Below are 14,975 nucleotides of genomic sequence, written 5' to 3'. Positions count from 1 at the left end.
CCCTGGAGGGACCGTGACCCTGTTCGACACCGACCGCACCGGACCGACGCGCCACACCCGCCGCGCGGTCGTCGTCACCCTGGGCGCCGCGCTCGCCGGAACCGTCGCCCCGCCCGCCCTCGCCGGCACCGCACGTGGCGGACACACCCCGCCGCCGCTGCGGCGCGCGCACGCCCACAACGACTACGAGCACCCGCGACCGCTCCACGACGCGCTCTCGCACGGCTTCACCAGCGTCGAGGCCGACATCTGGCTCGTCGGCGACCGGCTCCTCGTCGCGCACGACAGCACCGGCCTCGACCCGCGGCGCACCCTCGCGGCGCTCTACCTCGACCCGCTGCTGCGCCGCGTCCGGGCCAACGGCGGGCAGGTGTACCGGGGATACGACCGCGGCTTCCAGCTCCTGATCGACATCAAGTCCGCGGGCGACACCACCTACCGCGCCCTGTCGCGGGAGCTGCGCCGCTACCGCGGGATCCTCACCGGCTGCGCGGACGGCCGGATCAGACCCGGCGCGGTGACGGCCGTGGTCTCCGGCGACCGCGCGGCCCGCGGACCCATGGAAGCGGAACGGGTGCGGTACGCCTTCTACGACGGGCGGCTGACCGATCTCGGGACGGGGGCGCCCGCCTCGTTCCTCCCGCTCGTCAGCGACAACTGGGGGCAGAACTTCCGCTGGCAGGGGGTGGGGCCGATGCCCGCGGAGGAGCGGGCGGCGCTGCGGCGGATCGTCCGGCGGGCGCACGCCGAGCATCGCCGAGTGCGGTTCTGGGCGACACCCGACCTGCCGGGTCCGGCGCGGGACGCGGTGTGGCGGGAGCTCCTGGCGGCCGGCGTCGACCACCTCAACACGGACGATCTGGCGGGTCTGGAAGCGTTCCTCCGCGCAGCTCGCTGAGCACCCGGCGGAACTCGCCCTCCGGGACCCGCGGCAGCAGCAGGGCCACGGCCTGGAGCAGCTTGCCGAGCAGGAACGTGGTGTCGGGCGTGGCCCGGACCAGCTCACGGACCGCGTCCGTGTCCTCCCGCCACACCGATTCCAGCAGCAACGCGACATCGGGCGCCGCCTCCTCGTCCGTCCGGACCCAGTTGGGCTCGTCCGGTGACCCCCCGGCGAGGTGCCGCAGCACCCGGTCGGCGACGCCGGGCCGGTACACCTTGCGGACCGCCTCGTTGGCGATCCAGACGAGGGCCGCCACGAGGTACCGGGCCTCGTCCGCCGCCATGTCGCCGGGCAGGCCGTCGTCGAAGGCGCGCTGGTTGCCGTGGCGGAACGCCAGCAGAAGGCACGCGGCCCGCGCCTTCGCCGCGGAGACACTCTGGTGCATATCGACCGTCACCCGGAAAATCGTACGGTCGGATCGGCGAGGGGTGATGGTGCGCCACGCGGGCCTGCCGGGGCGGATGATGCCGGAATGTCACGCTCCCGCGCGGACCCTGTGACGGTCTTGTCACCCACCGGTGGCGGCGACCCTCACCGGAGGACGCTGGACGCATGGCCACCCCGCCCCGGCAGCCCCACGACCGCCCGCCCGGCCCGCCGCCCGGCCCGCCACCCGGCGGATTCGGCCCGCCGCCACCCGCCTGGCCGCCGCCACCGCCGCCCGGGCCCGGCCCGGGGGACGGGCCCGGTGGTCCCGACGGCGGTGGTCCCGACGGCGGTGGTCCCGACGGCGGCGGCGCCGATGGCGGCCCGCGCCGGCGGTGGCTCGTCATCGGTGTGCTCGCCGGGGTGCTGGTGGGCGGCGTCGCGCTCGCCGTCGCGCTGGTCGCCAAGGACGACTCCGGTCGTCCCGCGCCGGACGGCACGCCGACGGCCCGCGCCACCGCGAGCCCGCCCGGCGACGGCCTTCCGTCCTCCTTGCCGACGTCCCTCCCCACATCGCTGCCCACCTCCCTCCCCACGTCCCTGCCGACCGACCTGCCGAGCCGGTTCCCGTCGGGCTTCCCGACCCGGCTGCCGTCCGGCTTTCCCACCTTCCTGCCGACGTCCCTGCCGACCGTTTTCCCGACCCGCCTCCCGAGGCTGCCGACCGCGTTCCCGACGGGCCTGCCGCCCGGGCTGCCCGATGGGGTGTCGGCCGTGGGGAGTCGGTGAGGCGGGGCGCCACGGTGGGTGCTCCGTCCCGCGAGGCGCCGGAAGCCGGGCCGGGGGTGTCCTGAGAGGACGTCAGCCGCGCGACACGCGCAGTGCCACCAGGTCGGCCAGTTCCGCGTCGCTCAGTTCCGTCAGCGGGGCGACGCCGCCGTCCCCGGCCGCGAGGACGGCGTCCGCCACGGCCTGCTTGCGGCGCAGCAGTTCGGCGATCCGGTCCTCCACGGTGCCCTCGGTGAGCAGGCGGTGCACCCGCACGGTCCTGGTCTGGCCGATGCGGTGGGCGCGGTCGGTGGCCTGGGCCTCGACGGCGGGGTTCCACCAGCGGTCGAAATGCACGACGTGTCGGGCACGGGTGAGGGTCAGGCCGGTGCCGGCCGCCCGCAGCGACAGGAGGAGGACGGGCACCTCACCGTCCTGGAAGCGCCGGACCAGCTCCTCCCGGCCCGCCACGGGCGTACCACCGTGCAGCAGACGGGCGGTCACGCCGCGGTCGGCGAGATGCCGTTCGAGCAGCCGGGCCATCCGGACGTACTGGGTGAAGACGAGCACGCTCGCGCCGTCGGCCAGGGCGGAGTCCAGCAGCCCGTCCAGCAGCTCGACCTTGCCCGAGCGGCCCGCGAGCCGCGGTGCCGCGCCCGGACCGACGTCCTCCCTGAGGAACTGGGCCGGATGGTTGCAGATCTGCTTCAGGCTGGTCAGCAGCTTGACGACGAGCCCGCGCCGCCGGGGCCCGGACGCCTCCGCGACCTCGGCGAGCTGTTCGCGCACCACCGCCTCGTACAGCGCGGCCTGTTCGGGGGTGAGGGCGGCGACGCGGTCGGTCTCCGCCTTGGGCGGGAGCTCGGGCGCGATGCCCGGATCGGACTTGCGGCGGCGCAGCAGGAACGGGCGGACGAGCACGGCGAGGCGCCGGGCCGCGTCCGGGTCGGTGCCGGACTCCACGGCCCGGGCGTGGCGCCGGCGGAACGCGTCCAGCGGACCGAGGAGACCGGGGTTTGTCCAGTCGAGGATGGCCCAGAGCTCGGTGAGGTCGTTCTCCACGGGGGTGCCGGTGAGCGCGACACGCGTCTTCCCGCCGAGCGTGCGCAGCCGCCGGGCCGTTGCGGAGTGCGGGTTCTTGACGTGCTGGGCCTCGTCGGCGACCACCATGCCCCACGCGACGCTCCCCAGCCGCCGGGCGTCCCCCCGCATCGTGCCGTACGTGGTGAGGACGAACTCGTCGGCCGCCAGGGCGGTCAGGGAACGGGACGTGCCGTGGAAGCGGCGGACGGGGACACCGGGGGCGAAACGTTCGATCTCCCGCTGCCAGGTGCCCAGGACGGAGGCGGGGCAGACGACGAGCGTCGGGCCCGCCGTCCCGGACCGGGCGCGGCGGTGCAGGTGGAGGGCGATGAGCGTGACGGTCTTGCCCAGCCCCATGTCGTCGGCCAGGCAGCAGCCGAGGCCGAGCGCGGTCATGCGGGCCAGCCAGGCGAGGCCCTCGGCCTGGTGGGGACGCAGGGTGGCGGCGAGACCGGCGGGGTGGGGCACCGGTTCGCGGAGGGCGCCGGGGGTGGTGATCAAATCCCTGAGCTCGGCCGGCCGCCCGACCGGGCGGACCTCCACCGTCCCGTCGGAGCCCTCCCCGGCGGCGGCCCGGCCGGTGAAGGCGATCCCCAGCGCCTCGACGGGGGTGACCGCGCGGGAGCGCCGCTCGCGGGCGCGGCGGACGGCGGCCGGGTCGACCAGCACCCACCGGTCCCGCAGCCGCACGACCGGGCGGCGCGCCTCGGCGAGCCGGTCGAGGTCGGCGCGGCTCAGTTCCGTGCCACCGAGGGCGTGACGCCAGCGGAACTCCAGCAGGGCGTCGGCGGAGAAGACGGATGGCGTCCCCGGGCGCCGGTCCGGGGCCGCCGGTCCGTCGGCACCGTCCGGCGGGCCGACGACGGCGTGCGCGGTGAGGGTACGGGCGAGCTCACGCGGCCAGTGCACCTCGACGCCGATCGCGTCCAGGGCCGTGGTGGCGGGGCCCAGCAGCTCGACGGTCTCCGCGTCGGTCAGGTCGAGCGCGCCGGGGGAGGCCGCGGACAGCAGCGGTACCAGGGCCGGCCAGGCGCGGGCGGCGCGGCGGAGGGCGAGCCGGGCGCCGGCCCGGGCGCCCGGGCCGAGCAGGGACGCGGCGGGCGACGGGGAGGCGGGCCCGGACCACACGTCGGCGGCGTCGGCGACCAGCGCCGGGTCGGCGAGACCGTGCACTTGCAGGACGGCCCGGAGGCGCGGGCCGGAGTCGTCGGGGCCGGTCGCGGTCAGACCGTGGGCCTCCACGCGGAGGGAGAGGCGTACGGCGGTGGGGGCGGCCTCGGGCCGGGGCGTCGGTTCGAGCTCGGCGGTCGGTCCGAGCCCGGCGGTCGGTCCGAGCCCGGGGGTCGGTTCGAGTCCGGGGGCCGGTGGGCGGCGGCCGGGCCGGTTCCGCGGCGCGGGCATGGCGGAAGCGGAGGCGAGGGTGGGGGAGCGGGGCAGGCCGTCGGCGACGGTGCCGAGGAAGGAGCGGAGCAGCCGTTCCGGTCCGGGGGACGGGAACGGGCCGGCGCCGGGCGGCATGGCGGCGGCCAGGTCCCGGACCCGCCGCAGGTCCTCGGGGGCAAGGATGCCTTCGGCGCCCTCCGCTGCCGCTCCCGCCCCTTCGACCGCTTCCGGCTCTTCTCTTGCCGCTGCCACCTCTTCGCCGATCCCGGGGGACAGCCGCCCGCGCGCGGCCAGTTGCAGGGCGAGAACGGCGGCGGAACCCCAGAAGGCGGTCGTCTCGTCGGCGTGGGCGGTACGGGCGCGGGTGAGGGCGGGCAGGGCGGCACGGACGGGCAGGACCAAGGCGCTCACCCGCGTCGGAACCGTGCCCGAACCGTCCGGGGCGGCGACCGTCACCTCTTCCACCGGCCCGCGCGCCTCGGGAGCCGTACCGTCCGGCCGCCAGAAGGCGACGCTGCCCGCACGGGACGGCGCGGCGGGGAGGAAGACGGCGGAACAGCGGGCGAGCAGGGCCGCCTCGGCGGCGGTCGGGGTGGGGGACGGGGTCACGGAGCGGTGCGTTCCTCGCGGCTGGTCGTGCGGCGCGGCGGTGGTGCGGCCGGGGGCGCCGAGGGTACACGGCGGGCGGTGGAGAACCGTCCGCGAGGGGAGCCCGGCCGTCGCCCCCGGTGCACACTGGAGGGGAACCGGGCGTGGGCGCCGCGCGTTGTGCGGGCGTAGCGGCCGGGCCGGTGCGAGGAGGCACGGAGATGAGCGGCAGGGCGAAGATCGCCGCCGGAGGTGTGGCGGTGGGAGCGGTCCTCCTGCTGGTGCTGCCCTTCTGGTTGGCGGTGCTGGTGATGGTGGGCGTGCCCGTCGGTGCGTACCTCCTGCTCGACCCCGCGCAGCGCAAGCGGCTGCGCCGGGTGTCGCGGAAGGAGCTCGGGCGCTAGGTCCCCACCACTGACCCGATCGCCCTTCGGGGGCGGGCGGTGACGCGCGCGGGCGGGGTACGCCGGGTGGTGTGGCCGCCGGCGGAGCCCGCCGGCTCAGCCTTGTCGGTCCGGCCTCGTCGGTCCGGCCCGCTCGCGACGTATGGCCTCGTCGGACCTGCCGGTCGCTGCCGGCCGCTGTCAGTCCGACTGTCTGCGGCGTACGTCGCTGTCCTGACGCAGCCGGTCCGTGTGCCGGGTGACCGCGTCGACGCGTGCGGCGAGATCCGGATGGCCGTCGCGCAGGTGCGGATGGGTGTCGGCGAGGGCGCCGACGAGGTGGGCCGCGTCGTCCTTGGCCAGGGCACGGGTGAGGTGGCCGATCGGGGCGGCGGCCTCGGCGGGGAGCCCGGGGAGGGATGTGATCTGGCCGGCGAGCCGTCGGAGGTCCGCCGCGTTGTCGCGGGCCCAGGCGGTGACGGTGCGTTCGGCGGCGCGGCGGTCGCGGGTGGCCTTGACCCGCTCTTCCCCGGTGGTACCCGTGACGTCGGGGCGGAGCCGCAGGTAGCGGCGCTCGGCCGCCTGCCGGCTGGTCACGCCCAGGGGGCGGGCGAGCTCGGCCCAACTGGCGCCCGCCTCCCGGGCGGCCTCGATGAGGCCCGGTTCCCATTCGGCGAGCTGGTGACGCACTTCCCGCAGGAGGAGGAGTGTGGCCAGGGCCTGTTCGACGCGGGTCGATCCGGCCCCCGGCTCGCCCGCGGCCTCTTCCCGCGGCGCGGTTCCGGCGCCGCGCACGGCCTGGTCGATGGTGCTGAGGGCCGCGGCGGCGGCCGGGAGCGAGGCCGGCCCGGGGGCCGGGGACGCTTCGGGGCGGTCGGCTGGTTCGGACACGTGGTCTCCCTCTCGGATGTCACCCTTTCGATGACATCCCGGTTGTCATCGTTCCGATGACATGCTACAACGGGAGCAGGTGAAGCGCATTGGCAAGTGCCCGAACCAGTGGAGGTGTTTCCCGATGTTGATGCGCACCGACCCGTTCCGTGAGCTCGACCGGCTCACCCAGCAGCTCCTGGGGACCTCCGGTACGTGGTCGAGGCCGTCCCCGATGCCGATGGACGCCTACCGTGAGGGCGACGAGTACGTGATCGCCCTGGACCTCCCCGGTGTCTCCCCCGACGCCATCGACATCGACGTCGAGCGGAACATGCTGACCGTCAAGGCCGAGCGGCGGCCGGCCGTGAAGGCGGAGAACGTGCAGATGGAGCTGTCCGAGCGGCCGCTGGGCGTCTTCTCGCGCCAGGTGATGCTCGCCGACACCCTCGACACGGAGCACATCAAGGCCGACTACGAGGCGGGCGTGCTGGTCCTCCGCATCCCGATCGCCGAGCGCGCCAAGCCCCGCAAGATCACCATCACGGGCGGGGAGCAGCCGAGGCAGATCAGCGGCTGACCCGCGAGCACCGCGCGGAACGCGTGGCGGGCGGGGTCCGCCCCGCCCGCCCGCCGGGCGCACCCGAGGAGGCGGCGGTGACGCACATAAGGAACGACGCGTTCCTGGAGGAGGTCCGGGAACGGGGCGCGTACGCGTCGCGGCAGGAGGCGGACCGGGCGGCCCGGGTCGTCCTCGCGCTGCTCGGCGCGCACCTCGTGGGGGAGGAGCGGAACCGGCTGGCCGCCCGACTGCCCGAGACGTATGCCCTGATCCTCCTCAACCCCCTGCCGGCCGCCGAACCGCTCAGCGCGGAGCGGTTCGTCCGCGCGGCGGCGGCCTGGATCGAGGGAGCGACCGAGGAGACGGCCCTGTGGGACACCGGCGCCGTGCTCAGCGTGGTGGCGGAGGCCGCCGACGCCGACCTGATGCGGCGCGTCCTGCTCCAGCTTCCGCCGGGCTACGACCTCCTCTTCGGCCGTCCCGAGGCGGCGTGACCGCCCTCGCGCCGTACCGGCACGGTCCCGGAGCACCGACCGTGAACAGGAAGGAATGGGAAACGCATGACCTGGCACGACCTCGTGCGGCGGATACGCGCCGCGGGCCGGTACACCACCGACCGGGAGGCGGAGGACGCCCTGCGGGCCGTCCTGGGCGTCCTGGGCGGCCATGTCACCGGCGAGGAACGCTGCGAACTCGCGGCGCTCCTGCCTCCCGAGGCCGGCGCGGTCCTGGCGGGCAGCATCCCGCTCACCGAGCCGCTGACCGCCCCCGGGTTCGTCGACGCCGTCGCCGCCGCGCTGGGGTCCGTGCCGCCGCCCACCGCCCGCTGGGCCGCCGGCACCGTCCTCACCGAGCTCGCCGACACGGCCGGGGAGGAGCTCACCGGCCGGATCCTCGCCCAACTGCCTCGGGGCTACGCCCTCCTCTTCGGCCGCGTCGAACTGGTCCCCGCGGCCTGAGGGTGGCGGAAGGCCGTCAGCCCGCGCTCCGGCTCCGGCGTCCGCCTCATCCCGGCGAGGCCGGGGAGAACACCGGAGCCAGAGCCGCCGACATCAGCGTCCGCGGCCGTCCGGAGCCGTCGGCCGGTACCGCCCACAGATCGGAGCCGTAGTCGCCGGGCAGCGAGTACACGAGAGTGTGCCCGTCCCGCCAGACGGCCTGATCGTCCACGTTGCGCCGTTCCGCCGTCGCGGTCTCCCGCAGCGTCCGCAGGTCGAGTACGTACAGCCGCCAGGGCGCGTCCGACGACGCGCCCGCGACTCGCTTCTTGTAGGCCACCCGCGAACCGTCGGGGGAGAGCGAGGGGCACTCCACGTTGGCGTGCAGCGCGCGCAGCGTCTTCCCCGAGCGGTCGCCGCGGACCAGGTAGGTCCGGCCGCCGGTGGCGACCGTGGCGTAGAAGCGGTCGTCGTCGGCGAAGGTGACGCCCCAGACGTTGAGGTCGGCCGCCCGGCGCTCGCCGCCCTCCAGGAAGAAGCGGTAGGACTCCAGGCTGCGGTCCAGCCGGCCCGTCCGGAGGTCCAGGACCGACGTACGGGTCGAGAAGGCGCTCCCGGCGTACGAGTCGCCGCTGACGAAGACCGTCCACGCCACGACCCGCCCGCCGGGCGCCACCCGGGCCCGGCTGGGCACGCCCGCCAGGGCGTACCGCCGCAGCTCCCGCAGCCGCGCGTCCAGGACGACGGCGCGGTAGCCGTCCCGGAGCGTCCCGCGCACCGCCTGGAGGCAGACGCCGGTGCCCGCGTCGGAGTGGAACCGCAGGCACCGCACGCCCGAGGCGGTGCGCGGGCCGGACGGATCCGTCCCGGCCACCGAGGTCAGCTCGTCCCGGTGCGGGCCCCACGCCATGTTGCGGAAGACGGTACGGCCCGGTGTCCCGAGCACCACGTCGCCGGAGCGGACCTCGGGACCGCCGGCCTGGACGCGGTCCCGCTCCGCCGCGCGGTCCGCCGCCCGGAGAGTCGCTCCCAGGGCCACACCGCCCAGGGCGAGGACCGCGACGAGCAGCACGACGACCCGGTGGACGCGTCTCAACGGGCCGGCCCTCTCTCCTCTGGGAGACCGCCCGGCACGCCGGTCCGCAGCAGTCGCGCGCTCGCGAGCGCCGAGACCGCCAGCCCGACGGCCGCCAGCCCCAGCGCCGTCCGGTCGCCCCACACGGTCCAGGCCGCGCCGAACGCGATCGAGCAGGCGAACCGGGCTCCCGCCTGGCCCGTCTGCACCACGGCCAGCCCGCTGCCCCGCACCGCCTCCGGCACGGCGTCGGCCGTCGCCGCCGCCAGGACGCCGTCCGTCGCCGCGTAGAACGTCCCGTGCAGCGCGAGCACCACCCCCGCGAGCGCGGGAGAGGCGCCGAGCGGCGTGACGAGCAGCATGTACGCCCCCAGCAGCGCGAGGTGGCCGCAGAGGAAGCACCGCCGACGGCCGAACCGGTCGGCCAGAACCCCCACCGGCAGCGCCAGCAGGAGGAAGGCGGCCGCCGTGCCCAGGGGCAGCAGCGGGAACCAGGACTCCGACAGGTCCAGTCGGCGTTGCAGCGTCAGATAGAGGAACGAGTCACTGACCGTCGTCAGCCCCAGCAGGGCCGCGCACCCGGCGAGTCGGCGCACCGCGGGCCGTCGCAACAGCGTGCGCACCGGAGTGCGCGGCGCCCGGCACGCCGTACGCCCGGAAGCCCGCTCCGGCGTACCGGAGCGTCCGGGGACGAACAACAGCAGGACGAGCACTCCGAGTGCCGCCGCACACCCGCTCACGGTGAACACCGCGTCGTAACCCCCGGCCGCCGCGCGGAGGATGAGGAACGCCGCCACCGGGCCCAGCAGCGCGCCGGCCGTGTCCATCGCGCGGTGTGCGCCGAACGCCCGTCCCCGCTCGGCCGGTTCGCAGGCCGTCGAGATCATGGCGTCGCGCGGCGCCGTGCGCAGCCCCTTGCCCGTACGGTCCGCGGCGAGGACCGCGCCGATCAGCGGCACCGTGTGCGCCGCGAGCAGCAGGGGCTTGCACAGAGCCGACAGGCCGTACCCGGCGGCGGCCACGGCCTTGGGGCCCGCGCCCCGGTCGGCGAGCCCGCCGCCGAGCAGTCTGACCAGGGCGCTGACGCCGTTGTAGACGCCGTCCAGAAGCCCGAACCCGAGCGGGGAGAGGCCCAGTCCGGCCACCAGGTAGAGCGGCAGGACGGCGGTCACCATCTCCGAGGAGACGTCCGTGATCAGGCTGACGGTCCCCAGCACCAGCACCGTGCCGGGAACGGCGGCGTACCGCCGGCCGGAACGGGCGGTCCGGCCGGCGGGCGCGGTGGCCGTGGGGGACGTGCGGCTGTCCGCGAGGTACACGGTCAGTTGTTCCAGACGCCGGTGATGTCCTTGGCGCGCGCCGCGTTGCCCGCGTGCGCGGTCCCGTACATGTCCTCGATCGTGCGCAGCACGTCGTAGTGGTTGTACGTGGCCGCGGAGGTGGAACCGGGTTTGACCGGCTGACCGTAGAGGACGGTCGGGATCCGGTTGCCGCTCAGCCGGTTGTCCTCGTCGAAGGTGACGAGCAGCAGGCTGTTGTGGGTCTTCGCCCAGTCCGCGTAGCCCTTGAGGTTCTTCTTGAGCCAGGTGTCGCCGGTGGCGACCGAGCAGTCGTGCATGTCGCCGCACATGTCCGGGACCACGAAGGACACGGTCGGCAGCGTGGCGTAGTCGGCCGGGAACGCGCCGAAGGTGTGCGCGGTGCTCGTGGGCACGTTGCCGAAACCGAACCACGGGTTGTGCTTCTGCCGGTACCGGCCGCTCTTGCAGGTGGTGGAACCCTCCGCCGGCAGGGACTCGTTGTAGCTGGCCCAGGTCCTGCCCTCGGCGGTCAGCCCGGTGGCCAGGTTGGGCGCGTCGCTGAACCCGGCCTCCACGCAGTCGTCGTCGGTGACGCCCTGGGTGTCCCCGGAGAAGAGGGCGTAGTAGTTGGGCTGGCTGGGGTGGGTCTCGGCGTACGAAGCGGTGAGGCTGGCGCCGCCCGCCGCCAGGGAGTTGAGGTACGGGGCGGAGGAGGAGCCGATGACCTGGTCGTACGCGTGGTTCTCGAACACCACGACCACGACGTGGTCCGGGGTGGGGACGGCCGCCGAGGGGGACGCGGAAGAGCTGGCCGACCAGAGCCCGAGGGAACCGGCGGCCAGCCCGAGGGCGGCGGCGAGGGCGCCGAGGTGACGTCTGTGGGGGCGCGAGGCGAGGGGCACGGGGTCCTCCGGTGTGGGGGTGGTGGGGAGGAGAGTGAGGGGGTGAAACGGGGTGCGTCGGCAGCGTAGGGCCGCGCTGTGGCATGAACGCGTCATCGTGGTGACGCGTCGGGTAACGCTCGCCGAGGCGGGGGTGGACGGCGGCCGGGCGGCGCCTGCCCGGCGGCCCGCCCGACGGCGGGCCGGTGACCTGGCGGGACGATCAGGCGGCCGGGAGTCCGAGCAGGGTCCGGGCCACGTGCTGCGGTGAGGTGCCGCGTTCCCGCGCGAGCGCGACCAGGGCCCGGCAGGCCAGTTCGTTCACCCCGAAGCTCAACGCCTCGGGGGAGACCCAGCGGGCGGCCTCGGCGCTCCGGTCGGGGTCGTTCTCGGCGCAGGCCGCGACGTAGACGGCCGCGGCCTCGAACAGGTTGTGCTGTCGCTCGGGTGGACGGCGCGGGGGTGCGTCCCCGCCGTCCTGTCCGGCCGGCCGTAAGCGCCTGCGAAACCTTTCGAGCACGCGGATCACCTGCCCCCATGAGCGGCTCTTCCTGCGGTTGTGCAAGTGTGCCCGGTTCAGGGGGTGTTGAACCCGGGGGCCGGGGAGGTCGGCTGCTCCGGCGGTCGGCCGCCGGCCCGGGAAGCGTGGGGCGGATGCGGGATATGTCGAAACGACCTATGCTCTCGACGTGGTCGCCCGCGACGGTGGCCAAGGCCTGATGTGGGAAAAGGGGGCGGGGTATGGCGATGCGGGAGACGGCGTTCACTTCCGGCGGGGCGCGGATCCGGTGGACCGAGGCGCGGGGGGACGGCACGCCGCTGGTGTACGTCCACGGGCTCGGCGCCACCTCCGCCGTGTACCACGCCCACATCGCCGCGCACCCGGCCCTCCGCGGCCGGCGTTCCCTCTTCGTCGACCTGCCCGGCCACGGGACGAGCGACCGGCCCGCCGACTTCGGCTACACCCTGGAGGAACACGCCGACGCGCTCGGAGCCGTACTGGACGCGGCGGGGGCCGGTGCCGCCACCCTCGTCGCGCACAGCCTGGGAGGGGCGGTCGCCATCGTCCTCGCCCACCGTCGGCCCGGCCTCGTGTCCCGCCTCGTCCTCGCCGAGGCCAACCTCGACCCGGACCCGCCCGCGACGGCGGGCAGTAGTGGCATCGCGGCCCACGGCGAAGAGGAGTTCGTCCGCGGCGGAGGCTTCGAGGAGACGCTGGACCGGGTGGGAGGAACGTGGGCGGCGACGATGCGTCTGGCCGATCCGACGGCGCTGCACCGCAGCGCCACGTGGCTGGTCCGCGGCACACGGCCGACGATGCGGTCGCTGCTGACCGGACTGCGCGTCCCCCGCACTTACCTGCAGGGCGAGTGGAGCGGCGAACTCGCGGGACGGGAAGGGCTGGAGGAGGCCGGTGTGGTCGTCCGGACAGTACCGGAAGCCGGTCACGTGATGATGTTCGACAACCCGGACGCCTTCGCCGAGATGGTCGCCGAGGCCGCGGGCGCCGAGCACGGCGAGCCTGCCCGCCGGGCGGAGGTGCTCGCGGGAGGCCGGTGACTCCATCCCCCCGGCCGGTACGTCCGCGGCCTCCCTCCCGCGAGAACCGCCTCGAACCGCGTGCTTGCCGACCGCCGACGGGGTGAGCGAGGCTTGCACGACACTGCCGGGAACGCGGAGCGGGAGGCGGCGCATGGGGCTCGGCGAGGGGATGGGCACGGGGGCCGGCGAGGGTTCCGGTGAGGGATTCGAAGCGATACTCGACGACCTGGCGCGGCGGGCGGAGGGCATACGGCACGCCCTGGTGCTGTCCAACGACGGTCTGGTGAGAGGTGTCAGCGACGGCCTGAGCAGGGAGGACGCCGAGCATCTGGCCGCGGTGGCCTCGGGGTTGCACAGCCTGGCGCAGGGCACCGGCCGGCAGTTCCGGGCCGGGCGGGTGCGGCAGACCATGATCGAGTTCGATGGCGGTGCGCTCTTCGTGTCGGCGGCCGGGAACGAGAACTGTCTCTGTGTGCTGGGGAGCCGGGCGGCGGACATCGGGCACATCGCCTACGAGATGACCGTGCTGGCCGACCGGGTGGCGGCGGCCACGGCGGGACCGGGCCGGGGCGGGGGCGGCGGTGGGGGCCGGCCGTCGGCGGGTGCGGGGCCGGATGCCGCGCGCGGCCCGGACGATCCGCCGCAGGGGCCGGGGGAGTGGGGCGTCCGGCCCGGGTGAGGGTGGATGTGGCGCGGGTGCGGAAGGGGCAACCGCCCGTGGCGGGGCCGGTCTGGCGGGTGCCGTGGGGGAGCCGGTGCCGTCGGCGGGCTCGGCGGGGTGACTGCACGTGATGCCGTGACAGGAGAGACGCCAGGGGCGTTGTCAGACCCCTCCTCTACATTCGTCACTGTGAGTAGTCGACGAGTGGCGGGAGAGTGTCATGGCGGGTCGGTGCGGGGCCGGGAGCGCGGCCGGGAACGGCGTCCCCTTCGGGCGCGCGGCGCGGGAACTCGGGTTGAAGGCAGGTGACATGGACCTCGCCGTACAACTGGGCGAGGTGCGGACGGTCGGGTCGGGGGCGGGAGGCCCGCGGCGGATCCACCGGGAGGACATCGAGCGGCACCGGTCGGCCGACGGGTTCCCCGACGCCCTGAGGCTCCGCCTGCGGACGGTCGGCACGAAGGAGGGCGCGGAGCTCGCGGGTGTCGCCCCGGCGCGCTTCACCCGGCTGGCCAGAGGCGGCCTGCTCGTCCCCGTGCGGTTCTGGATCAACCGGTACGGGGCGGTCGTCTGGCAGTACCTCGCGTCGGACGTCACCGAGTTCGCCGCCCGCCGGCCGGCTCTGCTGACGGGCAGGCTGCCCGCCGATCTCCGCGCGCTGACGGACGGCGGCGGAGACCGGCGGGGTGAGTGCTGGCGCCGCCTGCGGGTCGGACAGCTCGAAGCCCAGGCCGAGGACGCCTGGCGGCGAGCGGCGGCCGCCGCTGCGGTCCTCATTCCGGACCAACTGGTGCCGTCTGTCCCCGACCCGGGCGAACGCGCGTGGATCGGCGCCCTCCGCCCGGCGCTCACCTCCGTCCGGCCGTCGGCGCCGGCCGGACGCGCGGCGGTGGAAGGGCTCGTCTTCGCCGACGGACCCGAGGAGGTCGCCCGATACCAGGCGCGGGTGGCGTCCTTGGTGGCCCAGGCCCGGGGGTGCGGGACGCCGCCGGGGAGGGAAGGCGCCGATGGCGGGGCGACGACGGGTGCCGACGCCGACACCGATGGTGGCGGTGTGGGACGTCAACTCGCCGCTTCGGCAGGTGCTTTCATCGGCTCGCGGAACCGTGTCGTGATGGTGAGCGGTGCCGCCGTGGGAACCCGCGCCGAGTCGTCCGCGCGGCCGGCGGCACGGCCGGTCGTGCTCACTCCGGTGGAACCGCCCGCGCTCACCCGGGGAGACGCGTCGGACGCGGCCGAACCGGTCCGGCCGGCCACCACCCCGGTGGCCGGCGGAGCGGCGCCGGGCCCGCGCCCGCCGAGCGACCCGCGCGCTCCCCGCGCGGCGAGCGACGCGCCCACGCCCGCCCTCGGTGTCCCCGTGCCGCCCACGGGCACGCGCGGCAGGCGTTCCGTGCTGCGAACCGTCGGTCGGTTCCTCGTGCGGGCCGGACGCCTGCGGGCGGTGGACCGACGGGAGTGTCCGGCTGGGAGGGCGCGCCGCCCCGCGGACCGGAGGCGGGCGGTTCCCGACCGTTCGAGGTGGCTCGACGCAGGGCGCCCGAAGGTGTCGTACCCCGTGGACGCGGAGGGCCGCGTGAGGGGAGGGGTGCGGGAGCGCGAGGGCTGAACCGTGCCGCACTGCCGCCGCG

Annotated in this window: 15 protein-coding genes and 1 pseudogene; 9 read left to right on the top strand and 7 right to left on the bottom strand. The window is 75.7% G+C overall.

The window, feature by feature from the left end:
* The first annotated feature begins 13 nt into the window (after positions 1-13).
* Entirely contained in the window at positions 14-898 is an 885-nt protein-coding gene (locus tag ACZ6X9_RS07370) for a phosphatidylinositol-specific phospholipase C/glycerophosphodiester phosphodiesterase family protein (protein ID WP_469776972.1), read from the top strand.
* Here the strand turns inward: ACZ6X9_RS07370 and ACZ6X9_RS07365 are convergent.
* The gene (locus ACZ6X9_RS07365) at positions 846-1,340 is read right to left on the bottom strand and encodes a hypothetical protein (protein ID WP_469776971.1); all 495 of its coding nucleotides are present in this window, start codon (positions 1,338-1,340) and stop codon (positions 846-848) included. The two genes, ACZ6X9_RS07370 and ACZ6X9_RS07365, sit on opposite strands and share 53 nt — an antisense overlap.
* Positions 1,341-1,495: 155 nt before the next feature.
* Here ACZ6X9_RS07365 and ACZ6X9_RS07360 point away from each other — a divergent pair, with 155 nt between their 5' ends.
* Positions 1,496-2,098, top strand: a complete 603-nt coding sequence (locus ACZ6X9_RS07360) for a hypothetical protein (protein ID WP_469776970.1) — start codon at positions 1,496-1,498, stop codon at positions 2,096-2,098.
* A gap of 72 nt (positions 2,099-2,170) precedes the next feature.
* On the opposite strand, the gene ACZ6X9_RS07355 is transcribed toward ACZ6X9_RS07360, so the two are convergent.
* Positions 2,171-5,152 carry a DEAD/DEAH box helicase gene (locus tag ACZ6X9_RS07355; protein WP_469776969.1) on the bottom strand — a complete coding sequence of 994 codons (2,982 nt, stop codon included), beginning with the start codon at positions 5,150-5,152 and terminating at the stop codon, positions 2,171-2,173.
* 200 nt (positions 5,153-5,352) lie between these two features.
* Here ACZ6X9_RS07355 and ACZ6X9_RS07350 point away from each other — a divergent pair, with 200 nt between their 5' ends.
* Positions 5,353-5,535 (top strand): hypothetical protein, encoded by a 183-nt coding sequence (locus ACZ6X9_RS07350; RefSeq protein ID WP_469776968.1) that lies wholly within the window; start codon positions 5,353-5,355, stop codon positions 5,533-5,535.
* A 180-nt stretch (positions 5,536-5,715) separates the two neighbouring features.
* Here the strand turns inward: ACZ6X9_RS07350 and ACZ6X9_RS07345 are convergent, their stop codons facing one another.
* A complete protein-coding gene (locus tag ACZ6X9_RS07345; RefSeq protein WP_469776967.1) occupies positions 5,716-6,405 on the bottom strand; it encodes a type III effector protein in 690 nt (229 codons plus the stop codon).
* A gap of 124 nt (positions 6,406-6,529) precedes the next feature.
* Here ACZ6X9_RS07345 and ACZ6X9_RS07340 point away from each other — a divergent pair, with 124 nt between their 5' ends.
* The 3 genes from ACZ6X9_RS07340 (at position 6,530) to ACZ6X9_RS07330 (ending at position 7,905) form a co-directional block, all read left to right on the top strand.
* A complete protein-coding gene (locus ACZ6X9_RS07340; RefSeq protein ID WP_469776966.1) occupies positions 6,530-6,964 on the top strand; it encodes an Hsp20/alpha crystallin family protein in 435 nt (144 codons plus the stop codon).
* A gap of 86 nt (positions 6,965-7,050) precedes the next feature.
* Positions 7,051-7,440 carry a DUF2267 domain-containing protein gene (locus tag ACZ6X9_RS07335; protein ID WP_469777636.1) on the top strand — a complete coding sequence of 130 codons (390 nt, stop codon included), beginning with the start codon at positions 7,051-7,053 and terminating at the stop codon, positions 7,438-7,440.
* Between the two features lie 66 nt (positions 7,441-7,506).
* Positions 7,507-7,905, top strand: a complete 399-nt coding sequence (locus ACZ6X9_RS07330; RefSeq protein WP_469776965.1) for a DUF2267 domain-containing protein — start codon at positions 7,507-7,509, stop codon at positions 7,903-7,905.
* Positions 7,906-7,951: 46 nt separating this feature from the next.
* Here ACZ6X9_RS07330 and ACZ6X9_RS07325 read toward each other — a convergent pair whose 3' ends face one another.
* From ACZ6X9_RS07325 to ACZ6X9_RS07310, 4 genes are all read right to left on the bottom strand, one after another.
* Positions 7,952-8,980, bottom strand: a complete 1,029-nt coding sequence (locus ACZ6X9_RS07325) for a TolB family protein (protein WP_469776964.1) — start codon at positions 8,978-8,980, stop codon at positions 7,952-7,954.
* The gene (locus ACZ6X9_RS07320; RefSeq protein WP_469776963.1) at positions 8,977-10,278 is read right to left on the bottom strand and encodes an MFS transporter; all 1,302 of its coding nucleotides are present in this window, start codon (positions 10,276-10,278) and stop codon (positions 8,977-8,979) included. The genes ACZ6X9_RS07325 and ACZ6X9_RS07320 overlap by 4 nt, the downstream gene beginning before the upstream one ends.
* Positions 10,279-10,280: 2 nt before the next feature.
* Entirely contained in the window at positions 10,281-11,162 is an 882-nt protein-coding gene (locus ACZ6X9_RS07315; RefSeq protein WP_469776962.1) for an alkaline phosphatase family protein, read from the bottom strand.
* Positions 11,163-11,364: 202 nt separating this feature from the next.
* On the bottom strand, positions 11,365-11,670 hold the full coding sequence (locus tag ACZ6X9_RS07310; RefSeq protein WP_469777635.1) for a hypothetical protein: 306 nt from the start codon (positions 11,668-11,670) through the stop codon (positions 11,365-11,367).
* Between the two features lie 218 nt (positions 11,671-11,888).
* On the opposite strand from ACZ6X9_RS07310, the gene ACZ6X9_RS07305 reads away from it, so the two are divergent.
* From ACZ6X9_RS07305 to ACZ6X9_RS07295, 3 genes and pseudogenes are all read left to right on the top strand, one after another.
* Entirely contained in the window at positions 11,889-12,701 is an 813-nt protein-coding gene (locus tag ACZ6X9_RS07305) for an alpha/beta fold hydrolase (RefSeq protein ID WP_469777634.1), read from the top strand.
* Positions 12,702-12,852: 151 nt separating this feature from the next.
* A pseudogene (locus ACZ6X9_RS07300) lies at positions 12,853-13,263 on the top strand (roadblock/LC7 domain-containing protein); the annotation flags it as partial.
* 301 nt (positions 13,264-13,564) lie between these two features.
* A complete protein-coding gene (locus ACZ6X9_RS07295; RefSeq protein WP_469776961.1) occupies positions 13,565-14,953 on the top strand; it encodes a DUF6397 family protein in 1,389 nt (462 codons plus the stop codon).
* The last annotated feature ends 22 nt before the right edge of the window (positions 14,954-14,975 follow it).

Source organism: Streptomyces sp. NPDC052910 (assembly GCF_055585605.1).
This window is presented reverse-complemented; position numbering and strand designations above follow the sequence as displayed.